Raw genomic sequence first — 16,378 nt, forward strand, 5'->3', positions numbered from 1 at the left:
CGGGGCCGAGTTCCGGAGCCGATGGAGCGCGTCAGCCCCCGGTGGCGAAGCCCGGGAAGAGGGTCATCCCGCCGTCCACGAAGAGGGTGGTGCCCACGACGTAGTCCATGAGGTCGGAGGCCATGCCGACGACCGCATGGGCGATGTCCTCGGGGTCGCCGATACGGTCGTAGGGGATCAGCCGCAGCAGGTCCTTCCGGGCGTCCGGCGTCTCCCACGCATCGCGGTTGATCGGGGTCTTGATGGCCCCCGGGGCAATCGCGTTCACGCGGATCTTCTTCGGGGCGAGTTCCTGGGCCAGCGTCTCCATCATCATCTGCACCCCGCCTTTGGAGGAGGCGTAGTTGACGTGCCCCGCCCACGGGATGATCTGGTGGACGGAACTCATGCAAATGATCTTGCCTGCGGCGCGTGAGACCTCGGGGACCACGCCGCGCCGCAGGAACTCCTTCGTCGCCTCGCGTGCGCACAGGAACTGCCCGGTGAGGTTGACGTCCAGCACCTTCTGCCACTGCGCCAGAGTCATCTCGGTGAACGGGGCGTCACGCTGCAGTCCCGCGTTGGCGACGAGAATGTCGATGGTGCCGAACTCCTGGACCATCCGGTCCATCATCGAGACGACCTGGTCCTCGTCGGACACGTCCGCCTCGTAGGCCGCCGCCCGTACCCCGAAGGCCGTGATCTCGTCGACCACCTCGTCGGCTTCCTCGCGGCCGGCCACGTAGTTCACGACCACATCGGCCCCTGCCCGGCCCAGGGCGACGGCCGTGGCCCTGCCGATTCCCGAATTCGCCCCGGTGACCATCGCCTTCTGGCCCTTGAGCAGGTGCGCGGGGACGACACCCTGAGGTGCGCCCTGGGGGGAACTCACGATGAAGGTCTCCTCCACTGCGTGGCCGAGGTCAGCCGGGTCGTGGCCCGGAGGTTGAGGCCCCACGGAATCACCGGGGACCAAGAGCGACACGTCCGGCGGGGCCTGCGTTGCGCCGACCGACTGAGGATCTTCGCCCGGTCGGCGGGGACAGCCGGCCGGGACGTGCCGACCGCCGATCGGCCCGGCCGCTCCACGAGGTGGTCGCCCCTGCGCAGTTCGGCATCGCCACTGCCGCCCGCGGGAAGGCGGTCAACGCCGGCGACACGATCGCCCTGTGCCGGGGCGTCCGACGCTGCCCTGCACCTGCGTGCCCGGCGCCCGAGCGGATCCGGCACGCACCGGCGCACCTACAGTCGGAGCATGCGCATCGTCTCGCTCCTCCCCGCCGCCACCGACATCGTGGCCGAGCTCGGGCTTGCCACCGACCTGGTCGGCCGGACGCACGAATGCGACTGGCCACCCCGGGCCGTGCGATCCGTGCCCGTGGTGACCGGCGCGGACTTCAGCCCGGACGACCTGAGCAGCCGGGAGATCTCGGACGCGGTCGGCGGAGCCGCGCACTCGGGTTCCTCCCTCTACACGCTCGACACCGAAAAGCTCGCGGCCCTGGAACCGGACGTCGTGCTCACCCAGGACCTGTGCGAGGTGTGCGCCGTGTCCTACGAGCGGGTCAGCCGCGCGGTACGCGTCCTCGACACGGGTACCCGGGTGCTCAGTCTGGAGCCGCGCACCCTCGACGACGTGCTGGACTGTCTGGTCACGGTCGGCGATCTGCTCGGGGTCCGCGAGCGGGCCGCACAGTGCCGGGCGGACCTGCGCCGCCGCCTGGAGCGCGTCTCCCGGCTGACATCGGACCGTCCACGGCGCCGCGTCGTGGCCATCGAATGGCTCGACCCGCTGTGGCCGGCGGGCCACTGGGTGCCCGAACAGATCAGCCACGCCGGGGGCCGGGCGCTGCTCGCCGCGCCCGGCGAGCACACCAAGCCCATGACCTGGGAGGCGGTGCGCGCGGCCGACCCCGACGTCCTCCTCGTCCTGCCGTGCGGCTTCCCGCCCGAACGGACCCTGCGGGAGAGGGAGCTGCTCACCGCCCTGCCGGGCTGGCAGGAGCTGTCCGCCGTACGGGCAGGGAAGGTATGGGTCCTGGACGGGCCGGCGTATTTCAACCGCCCCGGCCCACGCGTCATCCGCGGTGTGGAGGTTCTGGCCCACGTCCTGCACGGAGTGCGCGCGGGCGAGACGGTGACAGCGGCCGAGGCCCGGCTGTTGTAGAGGAGCGCGCGTCCGGACCTGGCGGATCATGACCGCCACCCCAAGGAGGCGGGGTGGTGGCGAGCGGGTCTCACTGCCGCACCGGCCGTTGCGCGCCAGTGCGCGGTCCGTCGTCTCCTGAGCGGCGGGTCAGGGGCTCGTTCCCGCCCCCGGCCGGGTCGTGGTCGCCATGAGCGAGACGGCGAACGGATGCCTCGGTTCGGTGAGGACCCGCCGGGCCGGGCCCTGTTCGACGACCTCTCCGGCGTCGAGAACGGCGATGCGGTGGGCCAGGGCCGCGGTGTCCAGATCGTGGGTGATCAGGATCAGGGACAGGTCGGCGCGGTCGCGGAGCAGCGTCGTGAGGAGGTCGAGGAGGCCGCGGCGGGTGACCGTGTCCAGGCCGGAGGTGATCTCGTCGCAGATGAGGACGCGCGGGCGGGCGAGCAGGGCGCGGGCGAGGGCGGCACGCTGGAGCTCGCCGCCGGACAGCCGGCCGGGGCGTCGGCGGGCGAGGTGCTCGGGGAGGCCGAGGCGGGTCAGAGTGGTCAGGGCGTCGGCCTGTGCGGTGCGGCGGTCGGTGGCGCGCAGACGTATCGCGGTGCGGGCGATCTGATCGAGGACGGCACGGTGTTCGTCGAAGGTGGCGCGCGCGTCCTGGAAGACGTACTGCACGGCCGCCAGCTGCGCTCGGCTGCGGTGGCGCAGGCTGCGCGGCAAGACGGTGCCGTCGAGGACGGTCTCGCCGTCGTGCTCGCGGTGCAGGCCGGCCAGACAGCGGGCAAGAGTGGTCTTGCCGCTGCCGGAGCGGCCGACGACGGCCAGACATTCGCCCGGGCGCAGGTCGAGCTCGGGGGCCCGCAGCACCACGGTCGCGCCGCGTGCGCCGTCGCGATGGCGGGCGGTGAGGCCCCGTACGCGCAGTACGGCCGCTGCGGTGGCGGACTCCGCCGAGGCGTCCGGGCCGACGAACGAGGGCCGGTCGTCGAGCAGTTGGCGGGTCCACTCGTGCCGGGGCGCGCGCCACAGGCGCCGTGCGGGCCCGGACTCCACGACCCGGCCCGCCCGCATGACGAGCACCTCGTCGGCGAGGGCCCGCACGACGTCCAGGTCATGGCTGAGCAGGACGACGGCGATGCCGCGTGCCGCCACGGCCGCTAGCTGGTCGACGATGCGGTTCTTGGTCAGGGGGTCCTGGCCGGTGGTGGGTTCGTCGGCGACGATCACTCGTGCGCCGAGCAGAAGCGCCTGGGCGAGGACGACACGTTGCTGCTGGCCGCCGGAGAGCTGGTGCGGGTAGCGCCGCAACAGGCTCTCGGCGTCCGGGAGTTGGGCGTCGGAGAGGGCGCGCAGGATGCGTTCGCGGATCGCCGCTCGGCGTTCGCCGCGGGGCAGGTGGCGTACGTGCGTGCGGGCGATGTCGGTCAGGAGGGCGGCGATCCGGCGGGCGGGGTTGAGGACGGCCGCCGGATGCTGCGGGATGTAGCCGGCCAGGCCGTCGGCGACCGGGCGTATGCCGCCGGTGACCCGGGCACCGGGCGGACACTCGCCGAGCAGGGCGAGGCCGGTGGTGGTCTTGCCGCTGCCGGAGGCGCCCACCAGGGCGGTGATCCTGCCGGGCAGGGCCCGCACGCTCACCCCGTCGACGATCGTTCTGCCGCCGACCACGACGCGCAGGTCACGGACCTCGGCCACGGGTTCGGCGGTGCCCGGGTCGGCGGACGCGCCCGGCGTTCCGGTCCGGTCCGTCTTCTCGTTCTTGTGGTTCACGGACGTACGTCACTCCCTGCCCGGTTTCGAAGGGTCCTGGTCATCGCGCTCCGGCGCCTCGTGCCCCGGACCCGGACGGGTCCGTCGCCGTCGTCCAGTGCGGCGTCGAAGAGCAGGTTGGTGCCCGTCGTCAGGGCCACGATCAGCAGAGCGGGCACGACCACGGCCCACGGCTGGACGAACAGGCCGATGCGGTTGCGGTCGACCATGACCGCCCAGTCGGCGGCGTCCGGCGCGACGCCGACGCCCAGGAACGCGGCCGTGGCGACCAGGTACAGCACGCCCGTCAGCCGCGTCCCGGCATCGGTGGCGAGCGTGCGCAGCGTGGCGCGGCCGACGTAGCCGACGGCCGTGCGCCACCACGTCTCGCCCTGCATGCGCAGGGCCTCCACCGCGGGCCGGGCCGCGGCCTCCGTGGCGGTGGCGCGCACGATGCGGGCCGCGTCGGGCACGTTGACCAGCGCGACCAGCAGGGCGAGGCCGACGGGGCCGGGCGCCCACACGGACGCCACCAGCAGGATCAGCAGCAGCGACGGCACGGCGAGCAGCACATCCAAGGGCCGCATCAGCAGCTCCTCCAGCCAGCGGCGGTGGGTGAGCGCGCCGACGAGGCCGACCGGGAGGGCGACCAGGTAGGAGAGGGCGGTGGCGGCGAGCGCGGTCACCACGACCGGACGGCCACCGTGCAGCACCTGCTGCCACGCGTCCCGGCCCACGAAGTCGGTGCCCAGCCAGTGCCCCTGGCCGAAAGTGAAGGAGGTGGCCCGCGGGCCCGGCTCGCCGGCGGCCAACGGGCCGAGGAGGGCCAGCGCGAGGGGTACGGCGACGACGGCCGCGCCGAAGGCGAAGCGGCCCGTACGCGAGGACTTCACGCGGCCACCCCCGCCCGGGGCGCGAGCCGGTGGGCGACGAGGTCGGCGCCGAGGTTCAGGACGACGGTCAGGGTGCCGAACAGCACGGCGAGTCCCTGCACGACGGGCACATCGCGCTCGGCGACGGCGTTCAGAAGGACGGTGCCGAGCCCTGGGATCACGTAGAGCGCCTCGACGACGACTACACCGCACAGCAGCCAGTCGATGGTGCGCGCGAGGTGCTGCGCGGCGGGAGCGAGGGCGCCCGGCAGGGCGTGGGCGAAGTGGATGCGGGCCCCGGAGATGCCGTAGCGGCGGGCCTGCGCCACGTACGGGGAGGCGAGCGCGTCGATCATGCCGGCGCGCACCAGCCGGGCCAGCGAGCAGACGGGACGGGAGAGCAGAACCAGGACGGGCAGGACCAGGGCGGCGGGATGGGCGAGCAGATCCGTGCCGTACCCGACGGCGGTCGGCGGCAGCCAGCCCAGCCGGAGCGCCAGGACGGTCACCAGCAGCACCCCGAGGGCGAACTCCGGTACCGCGTACACGGCGAGCGTCACGGAGCTGACCACCCGGTCGATCGGTCCCCCGGCGTGGCGGGCGGCCAGTATGCCGAGGCCGAAGCCGATCGGGACGAGCAGCGCCACGGTGAGTGCGGCCAGCAGCAGGGTGGGGCCGAAGCCGCCGGTGAGGTATGAGCTCACCGGGCGTCCGGAGGTGAGCGAGGTGCCGAGGTCACCGTGGAGCAGCCCGGTCACCCAGTCGGCCAGACGCTCAGCGGCGGGCCGGTCGAGGTGCATCGTCTCGCGGATGGCCTCGATGTGCGCGGGATCCGGCTGGTCTCCGGCCAGCGCCACGGCGGCGTCGCCCGGCAGTGCCTCGGTGAGCGCGAAGACCAGCAGCACCACGGCCACGGTCTGCGCGACGCCGAGGAGCAGCCGCCGGACGACGAAGGAGCGCGGTCCCGTCACCCGAGCCACACCTTGTCGAAGCGGGCCCAGTCCAGAGTGTTGGCGGGAGCGGTGACCTCAACTCCCCGCACCCTGGGGGACGTTCCGATGATCCAGTCCGCGAACCCCCAGATGAGGAAGCCGCCCTCGGCGTACAGCCGGCGCTGCATGCGTGCGTACACGGCGGCCCGTTCGCTCTTGTCACGGGTGGACTGTGCCTGCCGGTAGAGCGCGTCGAAGTCCTTGTGCTGCCACTTGGTGGCGTTGGTGGGGGAGTCGGTGAGGAGGCGCTGGGAGAGGTGGGAGTCGAGGGGCATGGCGCCGGAGCGGTAGCAGCACAGGGCGCCGTTGTCGAGCGTGTCGCTCCAGTACGCGTCCTTGCTGCCCGTCTTCACGTCGAGGGTGACGCCCGCCTTCGCGGCCTGGTCGCGGAAGATGCCGGCGGCCTCGGTGAAGCCGGCGGCGACGGGCGAGGTGTCCAGGGTGACCCTCAGTTTCTCGGCGCCGGCCCGCTTGAGCAGGGCGCGGGCCTTGCCGAGGTCCTGGTCGCGCTGCGGGAGGCCGTCGGCGTAGTACTCGTAGCCCTTGCCGAACAGGTCGTTGCCGATCTCCCCGGCGCCGGACAGGGCGCCGTCGACGAGTTCCCTGCGGTCGGCGATGAGGAAGAACGCCTGGCGCACCCGCTTGTCGTCGAACGGCGGCCGGTCGGTCTTCATGCAGAACGCCTGCATGGTGCTGTTGCGGAGCCGGACGATCTCGATCTGTCCGTTGCCCTCGTAGGTGCGGGCGGTGGTGGGATCCAGCTCGTGCGCGTACTCGACCTGGCCGCCGAGGAGGGCGTGGACGCGGGCGGACTCCTCGTTGGCGACGAGGAACTCGAGCGCGTCGAGGTGGGGCGCGCCGTCCCAGTAGTCGTCGTAGCGGCGGAAGACCGCCGAGCGGCCCGGCGCGAAGGACACGAACCGGAAGGGGCCGGACCCGATCGGCTTCCTGTCGAAGGCGGTGGCGTTCTCGGGCACGATGTACGCGCCGAAGGCGGCCAGGACGTTGGGGAATTCGGCGGTCGGCCGCCTGAGCACGAACTCGATGCTCCGCCGGCCGGTGGCACGGCTGGCGTCGAGGTCGATGGGTTCCAGGGAGGCCTTGGCGCGGAAGGCCTTCTTCGGGTCGGCGATGCGCCGGTAGCTGTAGAGGACGTCCTGGGCGGTGACCGGCCTGCCGTCGTGGAAGGTGGCCTCGCGCAGGGTGACCCGCCAGCGGTCCAGGGTCTTGTTCGGCTCCCACTTCTCGGCGAGGCGGGGCCGGGCGGACAGGTCGGCGCCGTAGTCGGCGAGCTTGTCGAAGAGTGCCTTGGCGCGGGCGACGTCGGCGAACAGGTTGGACAGGTGCGGGTCGAGCGTCTCGCTCGCGCCACCGCCCGCGAAGGCGGCGCGCAGCCGTCCGCCGCGCTGAGGCACGCCGCCCTTCGCATCGTGCCCCTGGTTCTCGGTACCGCCGCAGCCGGTCAGGGCCAGCGCGCCCAGAGTGGCGGCGCCGGTGGCGGCGAGGAAGCCGCGTCGGCGCAGGCCGGGAAAGCGTTCGTCGTGCATGAGGGTGTCCTTGAGAGGTGGTGTGGGTGAGTGTCAGCGGGGGGCGACGCGTCGTGCGACGAGGTGCAGGCGGTCGGCGTCGGTCGTCCGGCCGGGCAACCGGCCCGCGCGCCAAGCAGGGTCGGTGCGCGGGCCCGGGCCGTCGTGCAGTTCCAGGACCTCGAAGCCGTGCGCGGCCAGCAGCTGCCGCAGCTCCTGCGGGAACAGCAGCCGCCAGGCGGAGCGCTGCTCGACGGCCTCGGAACCGTCGTCGGCGGTCCATATGCGGGTACGGCGCAGGAGTTGGGCCGTACGGTCCACGGTGAGCGTGGTCGTCGAGCGGTACGCGGTGCCCTGCCAGGTGAACCGGTGGACGGTGGGGGCGTCGAGCGGATCGGTGCGGCCCAGGAAGTACGCGCCGTTGCGCATCTCCGCGACCAGCAGGCCGCCGGGGGCCAGCACGCGGCGGCAGGAGGACAGGAAGCCGTCCAGTTGGTCGTTGGTGTGGCAGTACAGCAGGGAGCTGTCCAGGCAGACCACGGCGTCGAAAACGTCCCGGCCCAGCTCGAATCGGTGCAGGTCGGCGCGGACGTACTCCGGCCCGGTGTGGTGCGTGCGGGCGTACGCGAGCATCGCCTCCGACAGGTCGGCCCCGGTCACCTTGCGGCCGGCGCCGTGCAGATGGGCGGCGTCGCGGCCGGTGCCGCAGCCCATGTCCAGTACGCGCGGACCGGCGCCGTGCCGCCGCAGGCAGTCCTCCGTCCAGCGTCCGGCGAGCCGGTCGGGGTCGGGGAAGCGGGCCTCGTACAGCGCGGGGTTGTCGGTGAGCAGGTTGCGGGCGGCCGTGGCCGTCGTGGAGGTCATGTCGGTTCCTTCCTCAAGCCGTCGCCGGTAGCGCGGGCTTCTGGGGCGTCGGCAGCCGGCCGAGCCGCCGCAGCCAGGCCACGCCCAGGGCGGAGACGAGCCCGAACACGACGCAGCACGCCCAGGGCAGCCGGCCCGCGTCGCCCCCCGCTCCGGTGTCCATGGCCCAGCCGACGACCGCGTTGCCGACGGCGGCGGCGATGCCCGAGACGACGTAGAAGATCCCGAAGTACGTGCCGGTCAGCTCGGTCCGGCCGAAGCCGGGGATGAGTTCCATCACGAAGGGCTGGGCGATCATCACGCCGAGGTGGAGCAGGAGGGCGCCGAGCAGGACGGGCACGGCGTCGAGCCACCCGGGGGAGGCGGTGTCCGCCACCAGGGTCGGCGGCAGGAACGCCACCCCCATCACGGCGAGTCCGACGACGATCCAACGCGCCCTGCTGCCACGGGACGTGAGCGCCCGCGTGATGCGCAGTTGGAGCGCGAGGTTGGAGACGGTGCCGACCAGAAAGACGATGCCCGCCGCGCCGTCCCAGCCGGTGGCCCGTCGCGCCCCGTCGGGCAGCAGCAGGTACAGCTGGTTCTCCAGGGTGAACATGCCGACCATGGCGAGCGCGAAGACCAGGAAGGCACGGTTGCCCAGGACCTCGCGCCAGTCCCCGAGCACGGTGCTCCTCCGCGGCGTGACCTGCCGGGCGGGCAGGACGAGGGCCTGGGCGACCGTGAGGGCCGCGAAGATCCCGGCCGCGGTCAGCGCGGACGTACGGAAATCCACCAGGAGCAGCGCGCTGCCGAGCAGCGGGCCGATCAGCGCACCGGTCGTGGCGAACATGTTGAACAGGGCGAACGCCTCGGCCTTGCGCTCCTCGGCCTCCTGGGCGATGTAGGTGCGCACGGCCGGGTTGAACAGCGCCCCGGCGAAGCCGCTGAGGACGGACGCGGCGAGGAGCACGGGCAGGTTGTCCCCGAGGGCGAACAGCGCGAAGCCGACGGTGCGCAGCGCACAGCCCGCGATGATCACACCACGCGCGCCGAGCCGGTCGGAGGCGGAGCCGCCGATGAGGAACAGGCCCTGCTGGCTGAGGTTGCGTACGCCGAGGACGACACCGACGACGGCCGCCGACAGGCCCAGGTTCTGGCCGAGATGGGTCGCGAGATAGGGGATGAGGAGGTAAAAGCCGGTGTTCACGCCGAGCTGGTTGACCAGCAGCAGCCGGACCGCGAGCGGGAAGCGGCGCATCTCATGCCACATCTGCACGGCCCACCTCCCGCGGCTCCACACCCAGCCCGGACAGGGCACTGGCGCGTACGAAGCCGTCGTCGCCCCCGATCCCCGTCCACGGGTCGTGCGCGAGCAGCAGATGTCCGTCGAGGTCGACCCAGCGGGCGCGGTCGGCGAGGTGCACGGCGGGCGCCAGGCCGAGGCTGCTGGCGGTCAGGCAGCCGAGCATCAGATCGGTGCCGCTGCCTTCGATCAACTTGGCGATGCGCAGGGCCGCGTGCACGCCGCCGCACTTGGCGAGCTTGACGTTGATGCCCTGCACCCGTCCGGCCAGCCGCCGGGCGTCGTCGAAACCGACGGCGTCCTCGTCGGCGATGATCGGCAGCGGCGACTTCTCGGCGAGGGAACCCAGCGTGTCGGCGTCACCCGGAGCGAGGGGCTGTTCCACGGCCGCCACGCCCAGGTCGGCGAATCGTGGCAGCAGGGCCGTGGCCTGCGCCGTGCTCCAGGCGCCGTTCGGATCGAGCAGCAGCCGCGCCCTGGGCGCCGCGTCGCGGATGACGCGGACGCGCTCCACGTCGTCCTCGGCATCCGGCGCGCCCGCCTTGACCTTGATCACCTCGAAGCCGCTCGCGGCGAGGCAGCGGGCCTCGGCGGCGGCGCGTAGGGGCGATGTGATGCCGATGGTCCGGGCCGTGGCGGCAACCGGAGCGATCTGAGTACCGAGGAGCCGGTGCACGGGGCTCCCCGCCCGTTTGCCGACCAGGTCGAGCAGTGCGGCGTCCACGGCGGCGGTCACGGCCGGGGGAGTGTCCGCACCGGCCAACTCGCCCACCCGCAGGGCCTCCAGGGCGCTCTCGGGGTCGGGGAAGCGACCGAGCTCCGTGCCGACGGCGGCGAAGAGTCCTTGGAGCGTCTCGGCGTCGAGCCCGTAGTAAACGCTGGTCACCGCCTCTCCGTGGCCGCGCAGGCCGTCGTGCTCAACGGTCAGCCATACGGCTTCACGGGCGGACATGGTGGAGCGGGAGATGCGCAGCGGCTCGGTCAGTTCGAGGCGCACGGTGCGCCGGCTGGCCTTCATGGGTTCCTTTCCGAGGGGGGAGTGGCCTGGAGCGGGTCGGTGACGCGCGTGCACCGCGCCCAGCCGGTGGCCTCGGCCGCGCGAGGGTGCGGGATCTCGACGGGCCGGACGGCCGCGGCGGACGGGGCGAGGCCGTGCGCGGCGGTGAAGTCGTCGTCGTAGACCGTGCCGAGATAGCGGTGCGGGCCGTCGGGGAAGACGGTCGCGACCACCGCGCCGGGGTGCACACGGGACGCCCAGGCCGCTACGCGCGCCACCGCCCCCGTGCTCCAGCCGCCGCTCACGAAGCTGCCGCGGGCCAGGCGGCGGCAGCAGTCCACCGCCTCGGCCGGGCCGACCCAGTGGACCTCGTCGAAGGCGTCGTAGGCGACATTGCGCGGGTGGATGCTGCTGCCCAGGCCGCGCATCAGTCTCGGGCGGGCCGGCTGGCCGAAGATCGTCGACCCTGCGGCGTCGACGCCGATCAGCCGCAGGGCGGGCCAGTGCCGGCGCAGCGGGGCGATGATTCCGGCGCTGTGCCCGCCGGTGCCGACGCTGCACACCAGGACGTCCAGATGGTCCAGCTGCACGGCGAGTTCGGCGGCGAGTGAGGCGTAACCGGCGTTGTTGTCGGGGTTGTTGTACTGGTCGGGCCAGTAGGCGTCGGGCCACACCGCGAGCAGTTCGCGCAGCCGGGCGAGCCGGGCCGCCTGCCAGCCGCCTTCCGGGGCGGGCCGGTCCACCAGCTCAAGGCGCACCCCGTGGGAGCGCAGCAGCATCCGCATGGACGGCTCCAGTTCACTGTCGCCGACCAGCACGACGGGATGGCCGAGGGCCTGTCCGGCGAAGGCGAGGCCGATGCCGAGCGTGCCCGACGTGGACTCCACCACCGGCGCGCCGGGCCGCAGTTCACCTCGGTCACGGGCGCCCAGCAGCATCGATACCGCGGCCCGCGCCTTCATACCGCCCGCGCCGAGACCTTCGAGCTTGGCCCAGAAACCGGGGTGCGGGCCCGCCAGCTCGGTGGTGATGCGTACCAAGGGCGTGCGGCCGAGCAGGGTGAGCAGCTCCGGGCGGGCGACGGCCGGCCCGACGTCGGTCACGGTCACGGGGTACCTCCAGGTCGGTTCGCGCGATAGCGGTGGACGGTGCCGGGGCCGCCGTCCAGCCAGAAGAAGGGGTACGGCTCCGCACACACCGCGCTCACCCCGTGGCCGAGGAAGCGCGGCAGGACCGCGCTGCCGGTCTGGGCGAACATCACCAGCTGCTTGCCGTGCCGCAGCGCATGCTCCCGCAGCGGCTCGAAGCTCCCGTTGCCCAGCGTCATCCCGGACACGAGCAGCGCATCGCACCGCTCGGCCGCGGCGAGTGCGTCGGCGACGACCGGCTCGCCCCACTCCGTCGTCCCGCCCTTGAGGTCGCACGGCACATAACCGAGACCGCGCGAACGCAGCGCTTCCAGCAGGGAGTTGACGACACCGACCACGAGCACCGTCGCACCCGGCGGCAGGTCGAGGAGTTCGACGACGGCCCTCGCCCGCGCCCGGGACTTCTCCAGCGACGTCCCGCACGGCAACGGCACAGGCCGGGCCCCATGGTCCGGAGTGTGCGGGGTGACGTGCATCAGATAGGCATCGAGCGCCGCCACCCGCACCGGCGGCAGCGGATGCTCCAGCAGCCGCGCCACATCGGCGCCCACACACTCCTCGACCGCGTCGTCGGACAGCGCACCCGGCTCGACCGCGCACGAACCGACGGCCCCGCCGAGCCGCAGGCTGAGCACCTCGTTGCGGTACCCGGTGCCACGCCCGTCGTGCCGTACGGCCTGCCGCGTGGTGAAGGCCACCGCGATCCGCTGACCGGCGGGATCCGGGCCCAGCTCGCCGGCCAGGGTGCGCCGTATGAGCTCGTCGTACGTCGTCCCGCGGACGGACGCCGAGGTGGCGGAGGTCATCGGAGCACCAGCCCGGACCGCAGTTCGGCGAGCAGGGCCTCGACCCGGTCGCGGGCGCCGCTGCCCTCCGGGTCGCCCACCATGACGTGCCCGAGGTACGCGTTGTTGCTGTCCGCCGCCTTCACCTGCTTGCCGGGCTCGGCGAGCTGGACCTCCAGCACGCCCGGCGCATCCCGCAGCGGGCCGCCGTCCAGGGATACGAGGGTGCCCGCGGTGTGCGGCAAGAGGAAGCCGATGGCGGCGCTGCGCAACCCCGTGTCGGTACGCCGGAGGTCGGGGGCGCGGCCCAGCGAGACGTCCACGAAGGCCGCGGCGAGGTCGATACCGGTCACGTGGCGGACGAGTTCGGTGATGCGGTTCCCGGCGGGGCGCGGGTTGATCTCGACCACACGCGGACCACCGGGGGTCAGCTTGATCTCGGTGTGCGCCACGACCCCGTCGGTCAGGCCGAGCGCCTGGAGCGCGGCCAGCGCGGTCCGCTCGGCGGCCTCGGTGTCCGCGGCCGTCAGCGCCGCGGGGAACATGTGGCCGGTCTCGATGAACGCCGGCGCCCCGCCGATGCTCTTGTCGGTCACGCCGACCACATGGACCGCGCCCGCGTGCGAGACCGTCTCGACGCTCACCTCGGGGCCGTCCAGCATCTCCTCGAGCAGTACCACGGGCGCCCGCCGCTGCCCGCGCGCGTTGACCGGAAGATCGGCCAAGGCCCGTACTGCGGCGGCGAGTTGGGTTTCGTCGTCCACCCGTCGCACATACATCCCCGCGCACAGGTCGATGGGTTTGACGACCAGCGGATAACCGATCTCCCGCGCGGCGCCCGCGATGTCGGCCCACTCTTCGTGGACGGCGAAGCGCGGCCCGGGTAGTCCGGCGTCGGCGAGGACGCGGCGGGTGGCGTCCTTGCGGCAGGCGTTCTCGACCGCCTCGGGGCTCGGGCCCGGCAGGCCCAGGTGACCGGCGATCCGCGCCACGGTCGGCAGGTAGTAGTCGCAGGACGTGACCACGCCGTCGAAACCCAGGACCGCGTGCAGCCGCTCCACCAGGGGCAGCAGAGCCGCGGTGTCGTTGGTGTCCGCGGTGATCACATGGCGGGCGGCGAGGAGCGGGTGCGCCGCGCCCTCGGGGGCGGAGCGCAGGTAGTGGTGCAGGTCACGGGTGAGGAAGGTGAACTCGTGCCCGCTCTCCCGGATCGCCCGTGGCAGCAACCTGCTCATCGATCCGACCCAGCTCTCGACCACCAGTAGATGAGCCACAACTTCCCTTCCAGGCTGACGTGCAGATACCAGGGCAGCCCGACGAGCCCCCGGGGGAGGCGGCCGGTGTTGCCGAGAAGGAACGATATCGATAATCATTTTCATTGTCATATGGCCGACGAACGATCTTCGCTGGAGACACTCCGTGACCCCTTCTGCACGCCGCACGGCCCAGCTGTGCGCCCTGGCGACCCTCGCCGCCACCGTCCTCCCCGCCGCACCCGTCCAGGCCGCGGCACCCCCGCCCGCACTCCGGTTCGCCGCCTGCCCCGACTCCGTCCCCGCTCCACCTGCGCCGGAGCGCGTCGAGTGCGCGCGGCTGAGCGTGCCGCTGGACTGGAACCGTCCCCACGGGCCGCGCATCCAACTGGCCGTCTCCCGGGTGCGCGCCTCGGGCGCCCCTGCCGAGCGACGCGGCGCCCTGCTGGTCAACCCGGGCGGACCGGGCGGCTCCGGACTGCCGTACGCGGTCACGAAGCGGGCCAAACTCCCGGCGAGCGTCCGGCGTTCGTACGACGTCATCGGCTTCGACCCGCGCGGCATCGGACGGAGCGCCCCCGTCGACTGCGGCAACATGGGCGGCCTTTTCGCCGCCCCGGGAGCGGACCCCGTACCGGTCGGCGATGCCGCGGAACTGACGTACCTGACCTCGCTCCGGGGCATGGCCGACGACTGCGCGGCAGGCGCGAAGGACGTGCTGCCGTACCTCTCCACGGGGCAGACCGTGCGGGACATGGACGCGATACGTCTCGCGCTGGGCGAGCGGAAGACGAACTTCCTCGGCGTCTCCTACGGCACCTACCTCGGCGCCGCCTACGCCGCCCGCTTCCCGCAGCGCACCGGGCGCATGGTCCTCGACAGCGTGGTCGGGCCCTGGAACTGGTACGACTTCGACGTCGTCCAGAGCCGGGCGCTGCTGCGCCAACGGGACCGTTTCTTCGCCTGGGCCGCCGATCACGACGACCGCTTCCGGCTGGGCGGCGGCGCCAACGAGGTCCGCCGCGCCTACCTGCGCATGCGCAAAGGGCTCTCGGCCCGGCCGGTGAACGGCTTCGGACCGTCGGAGTTCGACCGCGCCGTGTACCGCGCGCTGGGCCGCACGGAACGCTGGACGGGCCTCGCGGACGGCCTGCGCGCGTACCTGGATGACGGTGCCGTCGGCGGTCTCCGGCCCGCGAGCGCCTTCGACGGCCAGGACTCACGCAACTACGAGGCCGCCAATCGCCTCGTCAAGTGCGCCGACGGCCCCGCGCCTTCGCCGCGGCGGATCGTCGCGGACATCCGCCGCACCCGGAGTCTCGACCCTCAGCCGGTCCTGACCGGCATGGAAGCGTCCACCTGTACCTACTGGCAGGACGGCCCTGCCCACCGCACCCCGCTCGGCAGCCCCGACGCGCCGCCGGTCCTGCTGGTGGCCTCGGCGCACGACCCGGTCACTCCCATCGAAGGAGCGCGCCAGTTGCAGCGGCTGCTGCCCGGCTCGCGCCTGGTGACCCTCGACAACGACTACTCCCACGGCGTGTTCGCCAGTCGCGGCAACGCCTGCGTGGACGACGCCGCGGCGGGATATCTCGTCGACGGGAGGGCGCCGGAGGCGGACGTGCGGTGCGAAGGGCCCGGCCTGCCGGCGGCGTCCTGACGCTACGGGCAGGGGGTCGGTGTCCCCGCTGCCTGGACCGGAACGCCCTCCCGGAGTCCCTGGCTTCTCACCGGCCCGGCGCGGCCATGGGGCCGGATTCGCGCAGCACGCAATCCCCGCACAGCCCGCCGCCCGGCACGCGGTAGTACAGGCAGCAGCTGCGTCGTGAGAAGGCAGGGACGGACGGATCAAGGGTTCCGCAGTCGCGCAACGATGCGGCGTCGAGAAGGGATGCCGTCAGCGCCACGGCTCGTTCCGCTGCTTCCTGGTGGCCTGTCCTGCGGCACCAGCCGTGCAGCACACGGAGGGTGCCGACCAGGGCAGAGGCGGCGTTTCCCCACAGCACCTGGGAGGAGACCGGGAACACGGCGGTGACGGCGTCGTGCAGCGGCACCAGATGATCGTGCAGGACCGCCGTTTGCAGCCGTCCCGCGAGGTCTTCCTCGGAGGCCGACGGCAGGGGAGACGGGGCGGGAAGCCAGAGTTCGTCGGGTGTGCTCCGGTCCGGATGCCACCACAGGGCGTCACCGCTGAGATCGGGGATGCGTCCGGCCAGCACCGCCGGTCCGAGGGCGATCGACCACAGACGCCCGGCGAGCCCCTGGTAGACGAGCGAGGCGGCAACCCGCCTCTCTTCTGTGCCGAGCCGCGTAGCCACCGTCTCCACGCGGTTGCGCAGCGCCGGTGGGACTTCCTCGCGGTACAGCTCCACCAGAGGGAGAAAGCCCTGGTCGCGTGGTGCTCCCGCATCGGTCCGCACGGAAAAGAACGGCCCCACGTCAGCGTTGCGCCCGAGCGTTGCGGCCATCGGCTCCTGCGCCACCCGTCCTCCTTGGTCCGGGCTGGGTTGCCCGTGCCGGATCGTAACTCCGCCACGGCACCGTCGGCGGTGTCTTCGGCGAGCCGACTTGATCGCCTGCGTATGTCGCATCCGGTGGACGGCGCCCCGCGAACCGACCTCTCCCGGCTCGACATGCCGTCGACCGGCGCGCGCGCGTGGCCGTGCAGCTGTTGCCGGAAGCAGTCCTGACAGCAATGTGGCGTGACCGGAACGTAGAGAGGATCGTTGCTGATCACAACTGAATATCAACGGCCGGATACACACGGCGCGATGGCATCTTT

Annotated in this window: 14 protein-coding genes; 2 read left to right on the top strand and 12 right to left on the bottom strand. The window is 72.8% G+C overall.

The genetic code is table 11. The features are described from left to right. Positions 1-31: 31 nt before the first annotated feature. Entirely contained in the window at positions 32-871 is an 840-nt protein-coding gene (locus ACIGWZ_RS08785) for an SDR family oxidoreductase (protein WP_400062281.1), read from the bottom strand. 363 nt (positions 872-1,234) lie between these two features. Between ACIGWZ_RS08785 and ACIGWZ_RS08790 the strand changes: the two genes are divergently transcribed. Beyond that, the gene (locus ACIGWZ_RS08790) at positions 1,235-2,146 is read left to right on the top strand and encodes a cobalamin-binding protein (RefSeq protein ID WP_400062283.1); all 912 of its coding nucleotides are present in this window, start codon (positions 1,235-1,237) and stop codon (positions 2,144-2,146) included. A 129-nt stretch (positions 2,147-2,275) separates the two neighbouring features. Here ACIGWZ_RS08790 and ACIGWZ_RS08795 read toward each other — a convergent pair whose 3' ends face one another. The 10 genes from ACIGWZ_RS08795 to ACIGWZ_RS08840 form a co-directional block, all read right to left on the bottom strand. After that, positions 2,276-3,820 (bottom strand): ABC transporter ATP-binding protein, encoded by a 1,545-nt coding sequence (locus ACIGWZ_RS08795; protein ID WP_400063238.1) that lies wholly within the window; start codon positions 3,818-3,820, stop codon positions 2,276-2,278. A 71-nt stretch (positions 3,821-3,891) separates the two neighbouring features. Further along, complete coding sequence (locus tag ACIGWZ_RS08800; RefSeq protein WP_400062285.1) at positions 3,892-4,767, bottom strand: ABC transporter permease; 876 nt, start codon at positions 4,765-4,767, stop codon at positions 3,892-3,894. After that, complete coding sequence (locus ACIGWZ_RS08805; protein ID WP_400062287.1) at positions 4,764-5,717, bottom strand: ABC transporter permease; 954 nt, start codon at positions 5,715-5,717, stop codon at positions 4,764-4,766. The genes ACIGWZ_RS08800 and ACIGWZ_RS08805 overlap by 4 nt, the downstream gene beginning before the upstream one ends. Beyond that, the gene (locus ACIGWZ_RS08810; RefSeq protein ID WP_400062289.1) at positions 5,714-7,285 is read right to left on the bottom strand and encodes an ABC transporter substrate-binding protein; all 1,572 of its coding nucleotides are present in this window, start codon (positions 7,283-7,285) and stop codon (positions 5,714-5,716) included. Before ACIGWZ_RS08810 ends, ACIGWZ_RS08805 begins: the two co-directional genes overlap by 4 nt. A gap of 33 nt (positions 7,286-7,318) precedes the next feature. Beyond that, complete coding sequence (locus ACIGWZ_RS08815; protein ID WP_400062291.1) at positions 7,319-8,128, bottom strand: class I SAM-dependent methyltransferase; 810 nt, start codon at positions 8,126-8,128, stop codon at positions 7,319-7,321. A gap of 13 nt (positions 8,129-8,141) precedes the next feature. Next, entirely contained in the window at positions 8,142-9,386 is a 1,245-nt protein-coding gene (locus ACIGWZ_RS08820; RefSeq protein ID WP_400062293.1) for an MFS transporter, read from the bottom strand. Continuing rightward, positions 9,370-10,431 (bottom strand): dipeptide epimerase, encoded by a 1,062-nt coding sequence (locus ACIGWZ_RS08825; RefSeq protein ID WP_400062295.1) that lies wholly within the window; start codon positions 10,429-10,431, stop codon positions 9,370-9,372. The genes ACIGWZ_RS08820 and ACIGWZ_RS08825 overlap by 17 nt, the downstream gene beginning before the upstream one ends. Further along, complete coding sequence (locus ACIGWZ_RS08830; RefSeq protein WP_400062298.1) at positions 10,428-11,519, bottom strand: PLP-dependent cysteine synthase family protein; 1,092 nt, start codon at positions 11,517-11,519, stop codon at positions 10,428-10,430. The genes ACIGWZ_RS08825 and ACIGWZ_RS08830 overlap by 4 nt, the downstream gene beginning before the upstream one ends. Further along, entirely contained in the window at positions 11,516-12,364 is an 849-nt protein-coding gene (locus ACIGWZ_RS08835) for a Rossmann-like domain-containing protein (protein ID WP_400062299.1), read from the bottom strand. Before ACIGWZ_RS08835 ends, ACIGWZ_RS08830 begins: the two co-directional genes overlap by 4 nt. Further along, positions 12,361-13,617: an ATP-grasp domain-containing protein gene (locus ACIGWZ_RS08840; protein ID WP_400062301.1), complete on the bottom strand. Its 1,257-nt coding sequence runs from the start codon at positions 13,615-13,617 to the stop codon at positions 12,361-12,363. The genes ACIGWZ_RS08835 and ACIGWZ_RS08840 overlap by 4 nt, the downstream gene beginning before the upstream one ends. A 145-nt stretch (positions 13,618-13,762) precedes the next feature. Between ACIGWZ_RS08840 and ACIGWZ_RS08845 the strand changes: the two genes are divergently transcribed. Beyond that, positions 13,763-15,256: an alpha/beta hydrolase gene (locus ACIGWZ_RS08845; RefSeq protein ID WP_400062303.1), complete on the top strand. Its 1,494-nt coding sequence runs from the start codon at positions 13,763-13,765 to the stop codon at positions 15,254-15,256. Positions 15,257-15,323: 67 nt separating this feature from the next. Here the strand turns inward: ACIGWZ_RS08845 and ACIGWZ_RS08850 are convergent, their stop codons facing one another. Further along, complete coding sequence (locus ACIGWZ_RS08850) at positions 15,324-16,079, bottom strand: (2Fe-2S)-binding protein (RefSeq protein ID WP_400062305.1); 756 nt, start codon at positions 16,077-16,079, stop codon at positions 15,324-15,326. Between the last annotated feature and the right edge of the window lie 299 nt (positions 16,080-16,378).

The organism is Streptomyces sp. NPDC053427 (genome assembly GCF_044544985.1).
GTDB lineage: Bacteria > Actinomycetota > Actinomycetes > Streptomycetales > Streptomycetaceae > Streptomyces.

Excerpts from the sequence above, each read along its gene's own strand:
- ACIGWZ_RS08790 (WP_400062283.1), top strand. The coding sequence starts at position 1,235 with ATGCGCATCGTCTCGCTCCTCCCCGCCGCCACCGACATCGTGGCCGAG.
- ACIGWZ_RS08810 (WP_400062289.1), bottom strand. The coding sequence starts at position 7,285 with ATGCACGACGAACGCTTTCCCGGCCTGCGCCGACGCGGCTTCCTCGCC.
- ACIGWZ_RS08815 (WP_400062291.1), bottom strand. The coding sequence starts at position 8,128 with ATGACCTCCACGACGGCCACGGCCGCCCGCAACCTGCTCACCGACAAC.
- ACIGWZ_RS08825 (WP_400062295.1), bottom strand. The coding sequence starts at position 10,431 with ATGAAGGCCAGCCGGCGCACCGTGCGCCTCGAACTGACCGAGCCGCTG.
- ACIGWZ_RS08835 (WP_400062299.1), bottom strand. The coding sequence starts at position 12,364 with ATGACCTCCGCCACCTCGGCGTCCGTCCGCGGGACGACGTACGACGAG.